At 71.8% G+C, this 17,739-nt stretch carries 18 protein-coding genes; 12 read left to right on the top strand and 6 right to left on the bottom strand.

The window, feature by feature from the left end; genetic code table 11:
- The first annotated feature begins 210 nt into the window (after positions 1-210).
- Positions 211-504, top strand: a complete 294-nt coding sequence (locus ACGFMP_RS13465; protein WP_393672344.1) for a hypothetical protein — start codon at positions 211-213, stop codon at positions 502-504.
- Between the two features lie 3 nt (positions 505-507).
- Positions 508-1,236, top strand: a complete 729-nt coding sequence (locus ACGFMP_RS13460; RefSeq protein ID WP_393672343.1) for a hypothetical protein — start codon at positions 508-510, stop codon at positions 1,234-1,236.
- A gap of 54 nt (positions 1,237-1,290) precedes the next feature.
- On the opposite strand, the gene ACGFMP_RS13455 is transcribed toward ACGFMP_RS13460, so the two are convergent.
- On the bottom strand, positions 1,291-1,656 hold the full coding sequence (locus tag ACGFMP_RS13455; protein ID WP_393672341.1) for an STAS domain-containing protein: 366 nt from the start codon (positions 1,654-1,656) through the stop codon (positions 1,291-1,293).
- A 224-nt stretch (positions 1,657-1,880) separates the two neighbouring features.
- Here ACGFMP_RS13455 and ACGFMP_RS13450 point away from each other — a divergent pair, with 224 nt between their 5' ends.
- Together ACGFMP_RS13450 and ACGFMP_RS13445 are read left to right on the top strand one after the other, a co-directional pair.
- Positions 1,881-3,044 (top strand): spore photoproduct lyase family protein, encoded by a 1,164-nt coding sequence (locus tag ACGFMP_RS13450; protein ID WP_393672340.1) that lies wholly within the window; start codon positions 1,881-1,883, stop codon positions 3,042-3,044.
- 119 nt (positions 3,045-3,163) lie between these two features.
- Positions 3,164-3,640, top strand: coding sequence for an ATP-binding protein (locus ACGFMP_RS13445; RefSeq protein WP_393672806.1), 477 nt, complete (start codon positions 3,164-3,166; stop codon positions 3,638-3,640).
- Positions 3,641-3,719: 79 nt separating this feature from the next.
- Here the strand turns inward: ACGFMP_RS13445 and ACGFMP_RS13440 are convergent, their stop codons facing one another.
- On the bottom strand, positions 3,720-4,094 hold the full coding sequence (locus tag ACGFMP_RS13440; RefSeq protein ID WP_393672338.1) for a VOC family protein: 375 nt from the start codon (positions 4,092-4,094) through the stop codon (positions 3,720-3,722).
- A 213-nt stretch (positions 4,095-4,307) separates the two neighbouring features.
- Here ACGFMP_RS13440 and ACGFMP_RS13435 point away from each other — a divergent pair, with 213 nt between their 5' ends.
- Positions 4,308-4,478 carry a hydrophobic protein gene (locus ACGFMP_RS13435; protein ID WP_393672337.1) on the top strand — a complete coding sequence of 57 codons (171 nt, stop codon included), beginning with the start codon at positions 4,308-4,310 and terminating at the stop codon, positions 4,476-4,478.
- A 225-nt stretch (positions 4,479-4,703) separates the two neighbouring features.
- Positions 4,704-5,075: an STAS domain-containing protein gene (locus tag ACGFMP_RS13430; protein WP_393672336.1), complete on the top strand. Its 372-nt coding sequence runs from the start codon at positions 4,704-4,706 to the stop codon at positions 5,073-5,075.
- Positions 5,076-5,144: 69 nt separating this feature from the next.
- On the opposite strand, the gene ACGFMP_RS13425 is transcribed toward ACGFMP_RS13430, so the two are convergent.
- Positions 5,145-6,410: an alpha/beta hydrolase gene (locus ACGFMP_RS13425; RefSeq protein WP_393672335.1), complete on the bottom strand. Its 1,266-nt coding sequence runs from the start codon at positions 6,408-6,410 to the stop codon at positions 5,145-5,147.
- Between the two features lie 644 nt (positions 6,411-7,054).
- Here ACGFMP_RS13425 and ACGFMP_RS13420 point away from each other — a divergent pair.
- The 5 genes from ACGFMP_RS13420 (at position 7,055) to ACGFMP_RS13400 (ending at position 12,075) form a co-directional block, all read left to right on the top strand.
- A complete protein-coding gene (locus ACGFMP_RS13420; protein ID WP_393672334.1) occupies positions 7,055-8,434 on the top strand; it encodes a serine/threonine-protein kinase in 1,380 nt (459 codons plus the stop codon).
- Positions 8,427-8,975: a hypothetical protein gene (locus tag ACGFMP_RS13415; protein ID WP_393672333.1), complete on the top strand. Its 549-nt coding sequence runs from the start codon at positions 8,427-8,429 to the stop codon at positions 8,973-8,975. The genes ACGFMP_RS13420 and ACGFMP_RS13415 overlap by 8 nt, the downstream gene beginning before the upstream one ends.
- Positions 8,959-10,107: a caspase family protein gene (locus tag ACGFMP_RS13410; RefSeq protein ID WP_393672332.1), complete on the top strand. Its 1,149-nt coding sequence runs from the start codon at positions 8,959-8,961 to the stop codon at positions 10,105-10,107. The genes ACGFMP_RS13415 and ACGFMP_RS13410 overlap by 17 nt, the downstream gene beginning before the upstream one ends.
- A 454-nt stretch (positions 10,108-10,561) precedes the next feature.
- Positions 10,562-11,122, top strand: a complete 561-nt coding sequence (locus ACGFMP_RS13405) for a YceI family protein (protein ID WP_393672331.1) — start codon at positions 10,562-10,564, stop codon at positions 11,120-11,122.
- Positions 11,123-11,358: 236 nt separating this feature from the next.
- Positions 11,359-12,075 (top strand): type 1 glutamine amidotransferase, encoded by a 717-nt coding sequence (locus ACGFMP_RS13400; protein ID WP_393672330.1) that lies wholly within the window; start codon positions 11,359-11,361, stop codon positions 12,073-12,075.
- 49 nt (positions 12,076-12,124) lie between these two features.
- Here ACGFMP_RS13400 and ACGFMP_RS13395 read toward each other — a convergent pair whose 3' ends face one another.
- Positions 12,125-12,259 carry a hypothetical protein gene (locus ACGFMP_RS13395; RefSeq protein WP_393672329.1) on the bottom strand — a complete coding sequence of 45 codons (135 nt, stop codon included), beginning with the start codon at positions 12,257-12,259 and terminating at the stop codon, positions 12,125-12,127.
- A 148-nt stretch (positions 12,260-12,407) separates the two neighbouring features.
- Positions 12,408-13,169, bottom strand: a complete 762-nt coding sequence (locus ACGFMP_RS13390) for a DeoR/GlpR family DNA-binding transcription regulator (protein WP_393672328.1) — start codon at positions 13,167-13,169, stop codon at positions 12,408-12,410.
- 90 nt (positions 13,170-13,259) lie between these two features.
- Between ACGFMP_RS13390 and ACGFMP_RS13385 the strand changes: the two genes are divergently transcribed.
- Complete coding sequence (locus ACGFMP_RS13385; RefSeq protein ID WP_393672327.1) at positions 13,260-14,540, top strand: MFS transporter; 1,281 nt, start codon at positions 13,260-13,262, stop codon at positions 14,538-14,540.
- A gap of 176 nt (positions 14,541-14,716) precedes the next feature.
- On the opposite strand, the gene ACGFMP_RS13380 is transcribed toward ACGFMP_RS13385, so the two are convergent.
- Positions 14,717-17,509 (bottom strand): BTAD domain-containing putative transcriptional regulator, encoded by a 2,793-nt coding sequence (locus ACGFMP_RS13380; protein ID WP_393672326.1) that lies wholly within the window; start codon positions 17,507-17,509, stop codon positions 14,717-14,719.
- Between the last annotated feature and the right edge of the window lie 230 nt (positions 17,510-17,739).

The following is a 17,739-nucleotide window of genomic DNA, read 5'->3' as shown; positions in this document are numbered from 1 at the left end:
CACCGGCTGAGCCCGCAGAGGAGATCCGGAAGGGGGACCCCGCAGGGACATGGACCCGGCCCCAGGGGCGTCACCCGTCCGAGCGAACCCGACCGGCGTTTGCCATGGTCAGCGCCGGGTCCGGCGCGGCACATGCCGGGCTCGGGGGCGACCTTGGCGATACTGGCCGTCATGAGCCATGTCGGTCGGTGACGCGGTGGAGGGGGAACGATGTCCGAGGTGGAGTTGGTGGCCGCGGCTTTGGCAGCGGGGGCGACGGCCGCATTCTCGGAGACGGTCCAGCGCGGTGCCCGCGACGCGTGGCGCGGGCTTTTCGACCGGGCCGGCCGGCGCCGGGGCGCCACGGCCGGCGAGGAGCAGCCGGCCACCGGCCCGGCCTGGGCGGTCCCACCCGCGGAAGGATCCGGCGGAGACGGCCCGACCGGACACCACACCATCGTGGCGAACGAGATCAAGGGCGTCGTCATGGGCGACAACGCCCGCCAGAACAACCACTTCCACTGATCGGTGACGGAGATGGACTCCGGCGGGGGCGGCGGCTCCCATTACACGGTCCACGCCAAGAAGATCAAGAACTCCGTGATCGGGGGCGAGGCCGACCAGCGCAACCAGCATCCGGCCAGGGTGAAGGGCAGCACCGTCCTGGCGGTGGTGGCCGCGGCCGCCGCACTGGCAGCGGTGGTGGTGCCGGCCGTCGTGCTCCTCGGCGGCAGCGGCGACCCCGTGGCGGCCACTCAGGCCGTCCCGTCCGGGATGCCGGGGCCGCCTGCGGCTTCGCCGGCCGCACAGAGCCCCGCACAGAGCCCCACTCCGAGCCACCGGGCGAGCCGTCCGCCGAGCACCACCCCGGCCCGTCCGCCCGACACCCCGTCGTCTGCGCCGGACCTTCCGCCCGCACCGGGGCCGAGCGTTCGAGCCCCGAGGCCGCCCGTCTCGTCCGCCCCGCCCGCGGCTCCCGCACCCCAGCCGTCCACGGTGCGGCCCTGCCCGCTGCGGAAGGAGTACCGGTTGATGAACAGGGCCCAGCTCTGGAACGCCCAGGGGGAGCACATCGGCGACGTGGCGTCGGGCACCCTCTTCTTCCGGCAGGAAGCTGCTGGTTACCCCGAGCCTGTCGACGACCGCTACTACGGCACCGTCGATCAGGCCATCTCCGGAAGTGCGACAGGCTACGTCCTGAGAAAGAAACTCGACTACGTCGGCACCGTCGAGTACTGCCGCAGCGCTGTCGGCTGACCGGCCGGAACCGGGCTGTGCCGCTCACCGGACGACGGTCGCCAGCCGTCGTCGTCACCGGCGGCTGCCGGTGCCTTCGTAATCCGACACCGCCTCTGCCGTGCTGCTGTGGAGGACGAAGGCGACATCGATGCCGGCGAGAGTCAGCAGGCGTCCGATCCGGGGCGGCGGGGCTGCCAGCGCCAGCCAGCCATCGGCTTCCATGACCCGCCGGCGCAGGCGCAGCAGAGTGTTGAAGCCGGTGGAGTCGCAGAACGTGACGCCCGACAGATCCACGATGAGATCGGGACGGTCGCCGAGCAGCGCCGTGACACTCACGTATGCTTCGGCGGCGCTCGTGATGTCGAGCTCGCCGGTCATCGCCGCCACCGTGAGACGTCCACGCTTGTCCGTCACGGTCACCTTGAGTTCTTCGCCCACAGCGGGCGCTCCCTTCTCACTGCCCTCGATCGAGGGTGCGTGCTGCCGGCCGACAGCCCCGCGACACCGGCCGGAGCGTCCTGCGCGCTACCGATGGCCTGGTCGTACGCGCATCCCCTACCCGCGATCCCCTTCCTCAGGCACCACAGTCGCGGCATGGCGCGACCGCAGGACCGTAGGAGGATGGGTCCCGGACCATCCCGCCGACCTCCTGGAGGGCCCGTATGCCACCCCGTTCCGGCGAGCCGCCCCAGTCGGAGGTGCTCTTCGGCCCGGACGATCTCGTCCCCGCGCCCGGGCAGCGCCCGGTGCTCCCTGCCGCGGCACCTGCCCGGGGGTTGCTGGACATCCGCGAGATCCACGCGGAGCCGGAAGCCGCGGCCTCGGCACGGGGCCGCGAGATCCTGGCCCGCTTCCCGCGGGCCCGGGTCGTCGAGGTCGCCTCGCACTGGCGGATCCCGCACCTGCACGGCAACGAGGGGAATGTCGCCCGCTGGGTCCGGGTGAAGACCGAGGTGCTGGTGCTCGGTGTGCGCAAGACCTTCCCGATCCGCCCCAACGGGCGCTCCGCCGACTGGATCGCCCCTGGCCTGTCCAACGGCTGCGCGATGGCGTGCGCCTACTGCTACGTGCCGCGGCGCAAGGGCTACGCCAACCCGATCACCGTCTTCACCAACGCGGAGGACGTCGTCGCCCGCCTCGGCCGCCACATCGCGCGCCAGGGCCGCAAGAGGGAAGCGAACCAGTGCGACCCGCAGGCCTGGGTCTACGACATCGGTGAGAACGGCGACTGCTCCGCCGACGCGTTGATCAGCGACAGCACTCTCGACCTCGTCGCCGCATTCCGTCACTGGCCCTCCGCCAAGGCGTCCTTCGCGACCAAGTACGTCAACCCGTCCCTGCTCACCTACGACCCGCAGGGACGGACCCGGGTGCGGCTGTCGGTCATGCCGCCAGGGGACTCCCGCCTGCTGGACATCCGCACCAGCCCGGTGCCCGACCGGATCGCGGCGGCCGGCGACCTGCTCGAAGCGGGCTACGAGGTGCACTTCAACCTCTCACCCGTCGTCCTGCGTCCCGGCTGGGAGGGAGCCTGGGCTGAACTGCTGCGCCGGATGGACGACGTGCTGCCGGCAGCCGTCAAGGCTCAGGCGGCGGCCGAGGTGATCATGCTGACGCACAACGAGGACCTGCACGACGTCAATCTGGGCTGGCACCCGCGCGCCGAGGACGTCCTGTGGCAGCCGCCGGCCCAGGAGGCCAAGCGCTCGCAGAACGGCGGCGCCAACCTGCGCTACCGCGGCCCGGTGAAACGCGACGCGGTGGTACGGCTCCGCGAACTGGTCACCGCGCACGCCCCGTGGCTGCGCATCCGCTACGCCTTCTGAGCACTGCCCGGATCCGCCGCCGTTCGGCGCCGTTTCGTGTTCTCATCGTGTGGGGGCGTGGCGAGGACACCTTCGGAGGCAAGGGCCGGCCACGGCGCATCGGCAGTGAGGCGGACTCGGTGGACCCGATAGGGCAAGGACAGGGCCGGCAACCACTCGTGGAGGATCCGATCACGGTCTCCGCCGCGATCGACAGCAGCCAGGAGATCGCCGCCGCGCGAGGCATCAGCCGGGATTTCCTGACGACACTCCAGACTGCCCATGGGCTGCCGGTGTCGCAGCGGCTGATCGATGTGGCCCAGCTGGTGGTGAGCGAACTGGTGACCAATGCCGGCAAGTACGCTCCCGGGCCGTGTCTGCTGACCCTGGAGATCCGCGAGGGCGCAGTCGAGGTGACGGTGTGGGACAGCTGCACGACCCTGCCGGCCGTCCTGCCGCCCGATCCGGCCAGGGTCGGCCAGCACGGCCTGGAGGTCGTCATGGCGGTGTCCCGGAGTTTCGAGGTCCACCGCGAACCCGTCGGCAAACGCATCAAGGCCGCGATCGTCCTGGCCGACGACCCGGGCGGGGATCCGGCAGGCCGCCAGGTGTCGTGACCACCCCGTTCTCCCTCGTACTCCCGCGCCGGGTGCCGGCCTGCCCGCCACCGCCGGCTCCACGCCAAGCCGGCAGCGCTCAAGCCCCCGGAAGGAAGAGGCAGAAGGGATGGCCGTGAGGGTCGCGGAGGACTCGTACGTCCTTCTGCGGCTGGAAGTCCTGCAATGTCGCACCGAGGGCGCAAGCTCGCGCTGTCTCCGCTTCCAGGTCGTCGACCTGAAGGTCCAAGTGCGCCTGCATCTGCTGGGTACCGGGGCGCGGCGGCCACACGGGAGGAAGGTGGTCAGCCTCCAGCTGGAAGCTGAGGCTGGGGCGTTCCTGTCCGGGAGCCGCCAGGCGCACCCACTCCGGCTCACGGTCGACTTCCTGCCAGCCCAGCAGGGCGCGGTAGAAGTCCGCGAGTGCGGGCGGATCGGGAGTGCCGAGGACAAAGGCACCGAGCGTCGTCGTCATGGCTCCAGCTTTGCCCCCGGTACCCGCTCCCACGCCTCTCCGGCCCCCGGCTCACGGGTCCGGCCCATCAGGCCACCGGCCCTTGGCCTTGGGCCGGGCCGGCTGAGAGCTGCCGGGCACGGGGGCCCGCAGCAGCCGGCAGTCATGCCGCCCGAATCCGTGCTGCATGACAGGTGCAAGGCAGGGCATACGGATTTTCGGAGGTAGATAATCATGGGACCGTTGCTCATTGTTCTTCTGCTCGCGCTTCTTCTGTTCGGCGGGGGATTCGCATTGCATCTTCTGTGGTGGGTCGCGGTGATCGTCCTCATCGTGTGGGCGCTCGGCTTTGTCATGCGCGGCACCCACTCCGGCGGTGGCAGGAACCGCTGGTATCGCTGGTAGTCGTAGCAGCAGGCCGCAGTGCAGGCCGGGGCCCCACCCATTCCGGGTGGGGCCCCGCCCGCGTGCCAGGATTCCGTCGGAAAGCTCCCGGCGCCCGGAGCCACTGCAGACTTTCCCCCGCCAGGCGGACCAGCCTTTCAGCCGCCAGGTGCGAAGTGTGAAGATTCGGCGTGTCCGTGGTGTGCAAGGATCGCGTCGTCAAACACGTCGATGTGGGGAGCGGCCATGGATGGCAGACCTGTTCCGTCTCCCGATGAGGACGGCGCTGCCGCCCGGTTCAGGGTGGACATCCGGCCCGGTGAGCCGAGCGTGATCACGGTGAGCGGGGACACCGACCTGGACAGCACCGGGCCGCTGCGGGAAGCGGTGCTCGCTGCGCTGGACCGCCATCAGGACCTGGTCTTCGACCTCGCCGGGGTCGCCTTCGCCGACTCGTCCTTCCTCAACGTCCTCCTGCTGGCCCGCAGTGCCGCCCTGGAGCGGAAGGGCAGCGTGCGCCTGTACAACGCCGGCAGCCAGGTCCGGCGCCTGCTGGATGTCACCGGTGCTGCGGCGCTTTTCCCCGCGCTCTCCCCTGAGCAGTCGAAGCAGCCGTGATCCGGGCCGCCGCCTGCCCGCCGGGCGGCGGCCCCGGGGTGACCTGGCCGGGTCCCGGAGCCGGGCGCGTCACGAGCAGGTCGTGCCGGGTGCAGGGGTCGTGCCGTCGAGGAGGTAGGTGTTGACGGCCTCATTGGCGCAGCGGTCGTAGGGGTAGGTCCCGTGGCCCTCGGCCCGTACGGACAGCAGGACGCCGACCTGCGCGCCCAGTTCGGCCACCATGTGTCCGCCGCCCGCGTAGGGCGTCGTCGGGTCACCGGTGCCGGCGACGACCAGGATCGGGGCAGCTCCGTCGGCGCTGACGTCGGGGTCGGCGCGCTCGCCCTTGAACGGCCAGTCGTCGCAGAGGTAGACGATGCCGGACCAGGCTTCACCGAAGACCGGGGAAGCCGCCTTGGTCTGCTTGATCATGTCCTCGGCTGCGGTGAATCCCGGGCGCAGATTGGAATCGGCGCAGGTGATCGCGACAAAGGCGGAGGTCCCGTTGCCGCCAGAGGCCGCGCCGCCGGCGCTGGCGCCTGCGTGGTCGTACGCGTTGTCCAGCAACCTGGTGCCGGTGCGCTGCTCCATGACCTCGGTGAGCGCCTTCACCAGCGGTGGCCAGCCGTCCTCACCGAGGTCCAGGAAGTTGGCGATGGCGTGGGCGGCGAGATCCCCGTCGAGCTCCTTGTCGCCGTCGGTGGGCGCGGGCTTCTCCCTGAGCTTGTCCAGCAGCGCGACGACGCGCTGGTCGGCCTGCGCGGGGTCGCTGCCGGTGGGGCAGTCCTTGTAGGCGGTCGCGCAGTGCCTGGCGAAGCGGTCGAAGGCGAGCTGCACGGCCTTCGCCTGGTTGATGTTGTACTGCAGGCGGTCCAGCGTCGGGTCGACGGGGGCTTCGAGCACGAGTCTTCCCACGTTCTTCGGGAACAGGTGGGCGTAGACGCCGCCCAGTTCGGTGCCGTAGGAGACGCCGAAGTAGTTCAGCTTCCGGTCACCGAGGAGATAGCGCATCAGGTCCAGGTCGCGGGCCGTCTGCGAGGTGCCGACGTACGGCAGGAGCCCGCCGGAGTACTTCTTGCAGGCGTCGGCGCCCTCGAACTTCTTCTTCCCGCAGGTGACGGGGGCGGTGCCGCCGACGCCTCGCGGATCGAAGCCGACCAGGTCGTAGCGCTTCCCCAGCGCCGTGTAATTGCTCTGGAACTCGGGGAGTCCCGTGACACCGGACACGCCGGGGCCACCGAAGTCGAACAGCAGCGATCCGATCCGCTTGTCCTCAGGCCCGGTGGCCCTCTTCCGGATCAGGGCGACGTCGATCGTGGCGCGGCCGGGCCGCTGGTAGTCCAGCGGCGCCTTCATCGTGGCGCACTCCCAGCCGTGGCCCGGGGCGGCACCGTCACCCTGTGCCCCCGACGGCGCAGGGCAGGCCGACCAGGCCAACCGCTGGCCTGCGGTGAAGGCCGCGGGCAGGCCAGGCGGCGGATTCGTCGCCTTGTGCTCGACGCGGTGCGCTGTCAGACGGCCCTTGTCCGATGAGGACGACCCTGATCGCCCGAGGACGTCACACCCGGACCCCGAGGCAGCGACGACCACGAGCGCAAGCAGGGCCGCGCCGGCACGGCGGTGCCGGACGGCGGATACCGCACCAGTCCGCGAGCCATCACCGGGCCGGGCCGTCCCCCTGTGAAGAAACCGCGCCGAATGCCCCGAAAGTCGGATCCGTACACGCATCCGCGAGTCCCCCTGTCCTCCGGCACGCCGGACCACCGTGCCGCCCCAACCCCCGACCGGATGAACCTACTGAGCATCACGTTTCGCTGCCACTTCCGCCGAGGAGCGGATGGGCAGGCGCGGGCTCGCAGCCGGCGTCAGCCCATACCTGACGTTGCGTCACCTTGACCTCGCTCAGGCCATCCAGGACCGCAGCGAGTCGCCGGCGGATAAGATCGAAGGGCGCGGCTGGCACCTGGGCGGCGCGACGCCGAGGGGGAGCGGGAGGGCGGATGGCGACGGAGGGGCGGGCGCTGACCGACCGATACCGGTTGCTGCGGCTGCTGGGCTCCGGCGGCAGCAGCAGCGTCCACGAGGCAGAGGACCTGGCGCTCGACCGCCGGGTCGCCGTCAAGCTGCTGGCCGGCGGCTCCGAGCCCGCTGATGTCGTCGCCGCCGGGCGCTTCCGGCGTGAGGCGGCGACCCTGGCGAGGATCAGCTCCCCCTATGTGGTCGCGGTGCTCGACGCGGGCACCGACGCCACCGGCACCCCCTTCGTGGTGATGGAATTGCTCGACGGCGTCGGACTCGACGCTTTGGTCGACACCCACGGAGCGCTGCCGTCCGACGTGGCCGAGGCGGTCGCGGCCAGTGTCTGCGCGGGTCTCGCGGCCGTCCACGAGGCGGGCGTGGTCCACCGTGACGTCAAACCGTCCAACGTCATGATCACCCGGGCCGGGCGCGTGGTCCTTCAGGACTTCGGCCTGGCCCGCACCATCGACAACTCCCCGGTCACCGGACTGGGCGAAGTCGTCGGCACCCCGCGCTACCTGCCGCCCGAGACGCTTCGCGGCGCCTCGCCCCGGCCGTCCGCCGACCTCTACGGGCTCGGCACCTGCCTCCACACCATGCTCAGCGGGCGGCACCCCTTCGCCGGGGAGGAGGAGATCGCCCCGGTCATCCTCCAGGTCGTCGACACCGGCCTGCCGCGGCTGGCCGGCACACCGGGCATCCCGGCGCGGCTCGCCGAGCTGACCGATGCCCTCACCGAGCGGGACGCCGACCTGCGACCGGCGAGCGCAGCCGACGTGCTGGACCGGCTGGCGACCACGGTCTCCGCGGAATTGGTGCGGCAGTTGCGCGACCTGGTGGCCGACTGCATCCGGGACCAGGCGCTCGCCACCGTGCACCGGTCCGCGGCGGACGTGCCCGCGGTCGCGCAGGACGCCCCCCTGACCCGCGCACGCCCCGCGCCCGGCGGCGGCAGGGAGCGCCCCGAGGAGATCGCGGGCCTGCACACCACGGCGGTTCCCACGCCGGTGTCGTGGCCCACGACGTCGGCCGACGGGGTGCCCGGCGGCCACCCGGTCGGGCTGAGCAGCACCACCCAGCAGATGGTGATGAGCGGCATGACCGAGGCCAAGGCCACCTCGCGGTTGCGCGAGGCGGTCACCCTCGTCCACCGCGGTGACCTCCAGGAGGCGGTGCGCATCCTCGGCACGCTGGCCAGGGTGTGCCCGATCTCCCTGGGGACGGGCCACCCCACCACCCTGGCCGCCCAGTTCTGGCAGGCGATGTGCCTGTCGAGGGAGGGCGCAGGCGGGGAGGCGGTCGTGCTGTTCTCCGCCGTGAGCGAGCGCTGCGAGGCGGAGAGGAACAGCGGGCGTGGATGAGACGGGCGCGATCGGCGGCGCCTTCGCCGCCGCCGGGGAGGTCCAGGTGGTCCTGACCCTGGTGGCCCCGGGCACGACGGAGGACGATCTGCGGTCGCTGCTGCGCTGGCTGAGGGCGGACGAGTCGCTCGCGGGCAGGGCGGCGGGCCGAATACGGGACGGAGCGCCACCGCAGCCGGGTGCCATGGGCCTGGCCTTCGACGTCCTGCAGCTCACGATCGGCTCCGGGCTGTCCGCGGGGGCGCTGGCCGTCTCCCTCGCCCAGTGGCGGGACGCGCGGCGCCGCCCGCCGGGCATCACGCTTCGGCACGGGCAGACGACCGTCGAGATCCCCGCGAACGGGCAGGTCGACGTGGCCGGGCTGACCCACGCCCTCCAGCTCCTCGCGGCACAGCCGCAGGCCGACCTCCCACTGCCCGCCGCGGCTCCGTCGGCGGCCGCACCGCCGGATGCCCAACCGCCGCCCGTTCCCGCCCAGGAGCCGACGCGGGCGGCGATCGTACGCGCCGGGGAAGCGGCGGGTGATGGAACGCCTTCCTGATCCGATGGGCTCACGGGCCGTTCTCATCGGCACGGCGGCCTACCGCCAGCTGGAGCAGCTGCCCGCCGTCACCGCCAACCTGCGTGACCTGGCGCAGGCGCTGGGCGACCCCATGCTGTGGGGGCTGCCCGACCGGCACTGCGCCGTCGTCACCGATCCGCAGGACTCCTCCGCCCTGCTCGACCCCGTACAGAGCGCGGGTGAGGACGCGGAGGACACGCTCCTCGTCTACTACGCCGGGCACGGGCTGCGGGACGCGGACTCCGCCGACCTCTACCTCGCACTGACCGGGTCGCGCGCCAACACCGGCTACACGGCGGTGGGTTACCAGCACCTGCGGGCCGTGGTGCGGCAGTCCCGCGCCCGCCGTAAGATCATCGTGCTGGACTGCTGCTTCAGCGGCCGGGCCGCGAAGGCGCTGAACGGCGGCATCATCGACGAGGCCGCGGTGGACGGCGCCTACGTGCTGGCGGCCTCGCCGCGGGACCGGGTGGCACTGGCCCCGGACGGCGAGAGGCACACGGCCTTCACCGGGGAGCTGCTCGACATCCTGCGGTCGGGCATCGTCGACGGGCCGGAACTCATCGATCTGGAGACGATCTACCAGGAGCTGGACGCTCGGCTGCGGTCAAAGAACCGGCCACGGCCGCAGCGGCATCAGGAGAACAACACCGGCCGGCTGCCGCTGGTCCGCAACCGTGCGGCGACCGGGGTGCCACTGCCGGCGGGTCCGGTGCTGCGCGAAGAGGTGCGCGCCGCCATGCTGGGCGCGGGGCTTTCCATGGCCCGCATGCTGCGCTCGGCAGGCCGCAGCAGGGATGCGCTGCCGGTTCTGCGCCTGGTCCTGCAGGAGGGCATCCCGGAGCCGGGCGCGCACAACTTCGCCGTGCAGCTCGAACTGGCGGAGCTGCTGGCCGACACCGGGCAGAGCCGGGAGGCCGTCGAGGTGCTGGAACAGGCTTTCCTCCAGACCGGCAAGTCCTTCGGGCCCGAGGCGGTGCTGGTCTGCCGCCGGCTGGCCGACCTGCTCCAGGAGGCCGGCAACCACATCCAGGCCTGCGAGGTGCTCAAGCACGCCCTGGACCTGATGGAGGTCGGTTCCGCGGTGGCCGGGGCGGAAAGCCGGGCGTAGCCCCCGGGGCGGGGGTGCGCCTGCTTTCACCTCGGCGAACGGGTGCTGCCCGTCAGGGCGGGCCGACCGCTGGCCTGTCGGCCTGCCTCTCAGCGTGCCGGGCCCGGCGCGGCCGCGCCCGCCGAAGGCTTCGCGGTCGGCCTCGGCCTCGCCGCCCTCTCCCTGGTGGCGGGTACGTACGTCTTCTGCAGGGAGAACGTCTGACCACCGCCGACCGGTCCCGGCCGGTGCCGCGTTGTCGACAGCACCGGCCCTCGGGGCTTGTCCGACCGGCGCCGGGAGTGGGCCGCGAGGGTGGCCGACAGCGGCAAGAAGGTGATCGGGGGTCACCGGTCAGAGTGCAATCCTGCGGGGGCGCGTGCGTGCGGCCGGGCCGGGAATGTCAGGACCCCTAGCGTGATCCGGGAACGATCCCGGCGGACCGCCGCCGGGATCCCGGTCCTACGGAGGAATCTTGACCACGGCCACCGAGCTCACCGGGGACTACGTCCTCGACCCCGCCCACACACGGATCGGCTTCGTCGCCCGCCACGCCATGGTGACCAAGGTGCGCGGCGCCTTCCACGAGTTCGAGGGCACCGCCCACCTGGACGGGGCCGATCCGGCCGGATCCACCGCCCAGGTGGTCATCAAGACCGAAAGCATCGACACCGGCGTCGAGCAGCGCGACCAGCACCTGCGTACCAATGACTTCCTCGACGCCCCCAACTTCCCCGACATCACCTACCGCACCACCAGGGTCGAGCAGAAGTCCGACAGCGAATACCGGGTCACCGGCGACCTCACCGTCAAGGACACCACCAAGCCGGTCACCATCGACTTCGAGTACACCGGCAACGCCGTGGACCCCTTCGGCAACCTGCGCGTCGGCCTCGAGGGATCGGTGACGATCTCCCGCAAGGAGTTCGGCGTGGAGTGGAACACGGCTCTGGAAGGCGGCGGCGTCCTGGTCAGTGACAAGATCGTCCTGGAGTTCGACATCTCCGCGATCAAGCAGGGCCAGCAGGGCCAGTAGCGGCGCCGTTCGTGCACGGGGGCCCGCGGGGTGAACCGGCCCCTCGCGGGCCCGGCCCGTGCGGCCCCGTCGGCGACCCACCCCGGTGCCGCCAGTGGCTTCGACCGCCATGTACGCGTCACTATGCTCACGAGACTCCTCACGCCCCTGCTCGGCACGCAGGTCGCGGCTGGTCCTCGTCGACCGTTCGGCGCTGGTCCCGGGCGGAGGCGTACGGAAGGGGAGCGGTGGGAGCCATGGTCGTCGACGCAACGGCGCTGGTGGTCCAGAGCAGTGCGCACAGCGGGCCCGGGCGGTGGTCCGGCTGGCTCGCCGAGGGCGGTGTCGGCATGGACGTGGTGCGCGCGTACGCGGGGGAGGAACTGCCGGGGCGGCTGGAGCACGACGCGCTGGTCGTGCTGGGCGGTGGGTACCTACCCGATGACGACGAGCGGGCGCCGTGGCTGGCGGGCACCCGGGCGTTGGTGGAGCAGGCACTGCAGCGGGGGGTGCCGATGTTCGGCATCTGCCTCGGCGGGCAGATGCTCGCGCACGTCGCGGGAGGTGAGGTGGAGGGCGGACACGGGGAGCCGGAATTCGGCAGCACCGTGCTGACGCTGCGCAAAGAGGCCGCGGACGATGCGCTGTTCCGGGAACTGCCGCAGCAGCCCACGGCTGTGGAGAACCACGTCGACGCGATCGTGCGCCTGCCGCAGGGAGCACGCTGGCTGGCGAGCAGCGAACGGTGTGCCTTCCAGGCGTTCCGGGTCGGGGCAGCCGCATGGGGCGTGCAGTTCCATCCCGAGGCCGCGCCGGAGAACCTCACCCGGTGGTCCGCCGCTCGGCTGGAACGCTACGGAGCCGACCGGGAGGAGCTGCATCGTGAGGCCCTTCGCGACGACCCGACCGCCGCCGCCGTCTGGCGGCTGGTGGCCCTGCGGTTCGCCGCGCAGGTGAGGAACGGCCGGGCGTAGGGCGCCCTCGACCGCACGGCCACGTCCGGGCCCTGAATCACGGTTGCCGTCAGCGCCTGCGGTTCAGCCGCCCGATCACGACGACAGCGGCCACCACCCAGGCCAGCACGAATATCGCAACTCCCCATACGGGCAGGTGGGTGCCGTGACTGGTAGCGGTGATGGCGAGCAACGAGTCCTTCATGGCGGCCCGTACCTCTCGGTTCACCGGGGCGCTCGCAGGGAGCGCGGGAGCTGCTCCGCCCTCATTTCCTCCTGCCCCGCATTCGGCCGCGCAAGGGAGGGCGGGGAGCGCCGCTGGTCCCTCCGGTGGAGTGCGCCCAGGCGGTGGATCAGGCGGTTTTGACGACCGTGCCGGCTCCTGCGATCGCCGCCACTTCGCCGGCGGGCGCGGTGCTGTCGGTGACGAGGGTGTGTACGAGCGTGCTGGGGCCGACGTGGGCGAGGGCGGTGCGGCCGAGTTTGCTGCCGTCGGCCGCGGCGATGACGCGGCGGGCGGACGCGACGACGGCCTTCTTCACGGCCGCGTCGTCGAGGTCGTAGGCCGTCAAGCCCTCGGTGGCGCTGAGGCCGCAGCAGCCGACGACCGCGGTGTCGAAGCGCAGCGCCGCGAGCGAGGCGAGGGTGAGGGGGCCGGTCAGGGCGCCCTCGCCATTGCGGGGCCGGCCGCCCGGCACCATCAGTGTGGTCGGGGCCGGGGCGTCGCTGAGGATGTGGATGGCCTGGAGTGACAACGGCATCACGGTGACCTGGCGGCCGTGCAGCAGGCGGGCGACCTCCAGGCAGGTGGTACCGCTGTCGAGCAGGACGCTCTCCCCGTCGGCGACGAGCCGGGAGATCTCGGCGGCGATCCGGCGCTTGGCGTCGACCGCTTCGTGGGTGCGCAGGGCGAAGGGGGGCTCCTCGCCCCGGAGGATCAGGGTGCGTGCCCCGCCGCGGAAGCGTTCGAGGACTCCCTGGGCGGCCAGCGTGTCGAGGTCGCGCCGGATGGTCATCTCCGAGGCGCCGGTCAGCTCCGCGAGCTCCTGGACCGTGGCACCGCCGGAGTCCCTGACGGCCTTCGCGATCTGCCCATGCCGGTCTGCGCTGCTCATACCGCGATTGAACACCACCCGGTAATGAACATTCAAGCTGTTCGAAATGAAGGCTTACGAACATCAAATATGTTCGTTATGGTGTGCGTCATGCGACGTTCGCTTCGAGCCGCCCGTGTGGCGACTTATGTCTACTTCGTCCTCTGCGGCACTCTGATGGGCGTCTGGGTGGTGCACATCCCGGCTGTCGAGGAGCGGGTCGGTGTCAGTCACGCCACGCTGGGCGGCCTGCTGGTACTGCTCGGGCTCGGAGCCTTCGTCGGGATGCACGTGGCCGGGCGTCTGACGGACCGCCTCGGCGCGCGTGCAGCGGTGCCCGCCGGCGGGGTGCTGTGCGGCGCGGCCCTGGCGCTGCCGGGGCTGGCACGGGATCCGTGGACGTTGGCAGGTGCCCTGCTGGTCTTCGGGTTCTGCAACGGCTGCCTGGACGTGAGCATGAACGCCCACGCCGTGCACGTGGAGAAGGCGTACGGTCGGCCCGTCATGTCGGGCTTCCACGCCACGTTCTCCGTCGGCGGTGTCCTCGCCGCGCTCGTCGCGGCCGGCGCCGCGAGCGCGGGTGTGAACCCGGCCGCGAGCATGGCCGCCGTGGGAGCCGCGGGCATCGTGGTCGCGCTGGCCGCCGCACCTGCCCTGCTGCCGGCCGCTGCCGCGGCGGAGGGCACCGGTTCCCGGGAGGAGGCGGAGGTGTCACCCACGCGCCGCGACACAGCACGGAGCGTCCGGCTCCTCGCCGTCCTGGCGCTGATGGTCATGCTGTGCGAGGGCGCGGCCAACGACTGGAGCGCCCTGCACCTCAAGGACGTCCTCGGCGCCCCTGCCGGCACCGCCGCCTTCGCGTACGGCACCTTCGCGGCGGCCATGACGATCGGCCGCCTGCTCGCCGACCGCCTCGTCGCCCGGTTCGGCTCGATGGCGATCCTGGGCCACGGCGCGGCCACGGCCGCCGTCGGCATCACCATCGTGGCTCTCAGCCCGTGGATCTGGGCAGCGTTCGCGGGCTGGGCACTGTTCGGGCTGGGCTTGTCGGGCTGTGTCCCGCAACTGTTCAGCGCCGCCGGGCACGCCGACCCCGCAGCCGCCGGCGCCAACGTCTCCCGCGTCGCCGGACTCGGCTACGTCGGCATGCTCGCCGGCCCCGCCGTCATCGGCTGGCTGACCCACCTCGTCGCCTTGAACCACGCCTTCCTCCTGCTGACCCTGCTGTGTCTGACCACCGCCGCGGCCGCCGGGATCCTGCGCACCGCCGCCGTGCAGACCACCGGCACGCAGGCCCACCTGGGCGGGGGCGCCCCGGTCCAGCCGTCTGACCGGAGTTCGAGCGATACGGCGGGTGATCGCTGCCTCGGGAGTGTGACCAGCGAGCACTGACCATGAAGGCCGTCCGGTTCCCCTCGTACCGCCCGACGACGGCGTGGGCGATCGTCCGCGCCGGAGCGGTGGCGCCGGGCCGCGGGCCGGGCACGTCGGCACGGTGATGCCGGCGTCGACCCGGTTCACGTACGGGGTCGTCGAGGTGGCACAGCGCAACAGGGCAGAGCGTGTGCTCACGGGCGCCCGCTCGGGCGAAGCGTGAGGGCGGCGAGCTTGGCCTGGATCCGGGCGGCATGCGGATGCTCGAGTTCGGTGAGGATGGCCAGGGCGCTTTGCCACGCGCTGCCGGCGGCATCCGGCCGGTGTGCGGCCAGGAGGGCGTCGCCGAAGCGGTGAAGGATGTCCGCCTCCAAAGGGCGGTCGCCGAGGCCGCGGCAGAGATCCAGGGCGCGGCGGTAGCACAGGGCGGCCTGGGAGTGCCGGCCGAGGTGGTGGTGGGCGAAGGCGACGCTGTCCCAGGTGTGGGCCAGCCTTTCACGGTCGTCGAATTCCTCGAGGACCGGCAGAGCCTGGTGGCAGCAGGCCAGCGCCTGTGCGTAGTCGCCGAGGCGGGCGTGGGACCAGCCGATGGCCGTCAGGCTCTGGGCCTGTCCCAGCCGGTGATCACAGGACTGGTAGAGGGCGTGGGCTCGGCGGGCCAGTGTGAGGAGTTCGGGAGCGGTCTGTGGACCCTGCCATGCCTCCAGCCTTGCGAGTTCGATGTACGTCTCCGCCTGACCGGGCACGTTTCCGGTCAGGACGAAAAGGCTCAGGGCGCGGCGCAGGTGGGAGCGGGCGTCGTCGTGGTTGCCGTGCCTGCGGTAGGCGCGGGCAACGATGTTGTGGGCCACGGCCTGCGCGAAGTGGTCGCCGAGCCGGTCGGCGGCTTTGATCGCGGCATGGCCGACAGCGGCCAGGTCGTGCCACTGCCCGCGCCGGTCGAGGTAGGTGGCCATTGAGCGCGCCAACTGCCAGGTATGGGTGTCGAACCCCGTGGCGGCGGCATGCTGCAGGGTTGCCAGCAACACCGCATGTTCGGCGGCGAACCACGCCAGCGCCTGCTCGCGGCCGGCGAATTGCTCCGTGCGGGCCCCGGCGTGCGGTACGGAGAGGGCCAGTAGGTCCCGAGCGGGTTCCAGCAACCGGTCGGCGGCGCAGGCGGTGTTCACGTAGTGGTCGAGCATCCGGTGCACCGTGGCCTGGCGTTCATGGTCGGTGTCCGTCGAGTCGGCCTGCTCCGCGGCGTATTCGCGCAGCAGGTCGTGGTGGGCGTAGCGGCCGGGGGCGTGCTCGGTCAGCAGGCTGGCTCGGGTCAGCTCGGCCAGCAGACCCCGTGCCTCACGCGCGGGCAGGGCGGCCAGGCCGGCCGCGGCCGCGCAGGAGATGTCCGGGCCCGGGTGCAGCCCCAGCAGCCGGAAGAGCCGCGCTGCCGCCGGGGTGAGCGCGGTGTAGGACCAGGAGAACACCGTCCGCACCTCACTGGCCGGGTCATCGGCGGACAGGACATCGAGCCGCTGAGCGGCCTGCGAGAGCTCCGCCGCCAGCGTGGTGAGCGGGAAACCGGTCTCGGCGGCGCGGGTGGCGGCGATGGTCAGCGCGAGCGGGAGGCGGGCGCACCGGGTGATGATCTGCCGCACCGCTTCGGGCTCTTGGGCCACCCGCCCGGGTCCGAGGCGGTGGTCGAGCAGTTGCCGGGCCTCCTTCTCGGTGATCAGGTCCAGGCTGATGGGGTGCGCGCCGTCCACGGCGACCAGGCCGGACAGCCGGTTGCGGCTGGTCACCACCGTCACTGCCCCCGCGCTGCCGGGCAGCAGTGGCCTGACCTGCTGGGAGTTGCGGGCGTTGTCGAGCACCAGGAGGATCCTCTTGCCGTCCAGCAGACTGCGATACAGACCGATCTGTGCCTGCGTGCCCGGCGGGATGTGCTGCCGGACGACACCGAGCGCGTCGAGGAAGCCGCGCACCGCTTCCGCCGGGTCCATCGCCTGCGCCCGCGGGTCGAAGCCCCGCAGGTTGACGTACAGCTGACCGTCGGGAAACCGGTCCCGAGCCTGGTGGGCCCAGTGCAGGGCCAGCGCGGTCTTGCCGATGCCCGCGGTCCCGTCGACCGAGGTGATCACCACGGACCCCGCAACGGCTGCCGACTCCACCTGGGCGGTGAGCGCGGCCGTTTCGCGGGCCCGGCCGACGAGGGGGTTGGCCGCTGCGGGAAGCTGGTGCGGGACCACCACGCTCTCCGGACCGAGGACGACGGCGGTGCTCGGCAGCGCCAGTGACGGATCAGCGGTCAGTATCCGCTGGTGCAGGTGCTGAAGGTCCTGCCCGGGATCGGTGCCCAGCTCGTCGGCGAGCCGACGGCGTAACCCCTGGTAGTGCTCCAAGGCGTCGGCTTTGCGGCCGCTGCGGTACAGCGCGAGCATCATCTGGACGGCCACCCGCTCGTCCAGCGGGTACTGCGCTGCACGGGAGGACAGGTCAGGGACAAGCTCCGCATGCCGGCCGCACCGCAACGCGGTGTCGGCACGGTCGAGTTCGGCGGCCAGCCGTTCGTCGTCCAGGGTGACACGCAGGCCGTTGGCCCACGGCGTGTCCAGGCCGAACAGCGGCTCACTCCGCCACAGCCGAAGGCCCTGCTCGAACAGCTCAAGGGCCTGCTGATCGTCGTGGACGGTCCGGGCCTTCGCCACGACCTGGCGGAACCGATGGATGTCCACGGTCTGCTCGTCGATGTGGAGGAGATAGCCTCCCGAGCGGCGCGCCAGGCGGACATCATCGACGGCATGCAGGGCGGCTCGCAGCCGGGACAGGTAGTTGTACACGGTTTCCCGCCCGCGCCTCGGAGAGTTCTCCGCCCACACGCGGTCGAGTAACTGGTCTGTGGAAACAGGCCGGTTGGCCTCCACCAGCAGCACTCCCAGCACCGCGCGCTGTTTCGGATGCCCCAGATCGAGCGCCACGCCGCCGACCTGAGCCTCGACGCCGCCCAACAGCCGAAACCTGACCTCCCCCATGGCAGCCCCCGACCTCTTCGGCGTCATCCCTGGTGCACCACTGTGAACAGGGATTTTAGGTTCCTCGCACGGTTTCCGCACGATCGGCGATGCATCGTGTCTCCGCAGTGTCCGCAACCGGCAGGAGTGCACGGGCGGCAAAGGACCTACGCAGCCCTGGCAGAGCCTCACCCGCCGGACGAGACCACCATCACTGGGAGGGAATT

Origin of the sequence: Streptomyces sp. NPDC049040 (assembly GCF_043197715.1) — a bacterium.
Taxonomy (GTDB): domain Bacteria; phylum Actinomycetota; class Actinomycetes; order Streptomycetales; family Streptomycetaceae; genus Actinacidiphila.
The sequence above is the reverse complement of the archived record's forward strand: the minus strand, read 5'-3'. Positions and strand labels throughout refer to the sequence as shown.

What these genes read in the sequence shown, in the direction of transcription:
- ACGFMP_RS13450 (WP_393672340.1), top strand. Translation starts at nt 1,881, where the DNA reads ATGCCACCCCGTTCCGGCGAGCCGCCCCAGTCGGAGGTGCTCTTCGGC.
- ACGFMP_RS13430 (WP_393672336.1), top strand. Translation starts at nt 4,704, where the DNA reads ATGGATGGCAGACCTGTTCCGTCTCCCGATGAGGACGGCGCTGCCGCC.
- ACGFMP_RS13435 (WP_393672337.1), top strand. Translation starts at nt 4,308, where the DNA reads ATGGGACCGTTGCTCATTGTTCTTCTGCTCGCGCTTCTTCTGTTCGGC.
- ACGFMP_RS13385 (WP_393672327.1), top strand. Translation starts at nt 13,260, where the DNA reads ATGCGACGTTCGCTTCGAGCCGCCCGTGTGGCGACTTATGTCTACTTC.
- ACGFMP_RS13390 (WP_393672328.1), bottom strand. Translation starts at nt 13,169, where the DNA reads ATGAGCAGCGCAGACCGGCATGGGCAGATCGCGAAGGCCGTCAGGGAC.
- ACGFMP_RS13465 (WP_393672344.1), top strand. Translation starts at nt 211, where the DNA reads ATGTCCGAGGTGGAGTTGGTGGCCGCGGCTTTGGCAGCGGGGGCGACG.
- ACGFMP_RS13395 (WP_393672329.1), bottom strand. Translation starts at nt 12,259, where the DNA reads ATGAAGGACTCGTTGCTCGCCATCACCGCTACCAGTCACGGCACCCAC.
- ACGFMP_RS13420 (WP_393672334.1), top strand. Translation starts at nt 7,055, where the DNA reads ATGGCGACGGAGGGGCGGGCGCTGACCGACCGATACCGGTTGCTGCGG.
- ACGFMP_RS13410 (WP_393672332.1), top strand. Translation starts at nt 8,959, where the DNA reads ATGGAACGCCTTCCTGATCCGATGGGCTCACGGGCCGTTCTCATCGGC.
- ACGFMP_RS13400 (WP_393672330.1), top strand. Translation starts at nt 11,359, where the DNA reads ATGGTCGTCGACGCAACGGCGCTGGTGGTCCAGAGCAGTGCGCACAGC.
- ACGFMP_RS13425 (WP_393672335.1), bottom strand. Translation starts at nt 6,410, where the DNA reads ATGAAGGCGCCGCTGGACTACCAGCGGCCCGGCCGCGCCACGATCGAC.
- ACGFMP_RS13440 (WP_393672338.1), bottom strand. Translation starts at nt 4,094, where the DNA reads ATGACGACGACGCTCGGTGCCTTTGTCCTCGGCACTCCCGATCCGCCC.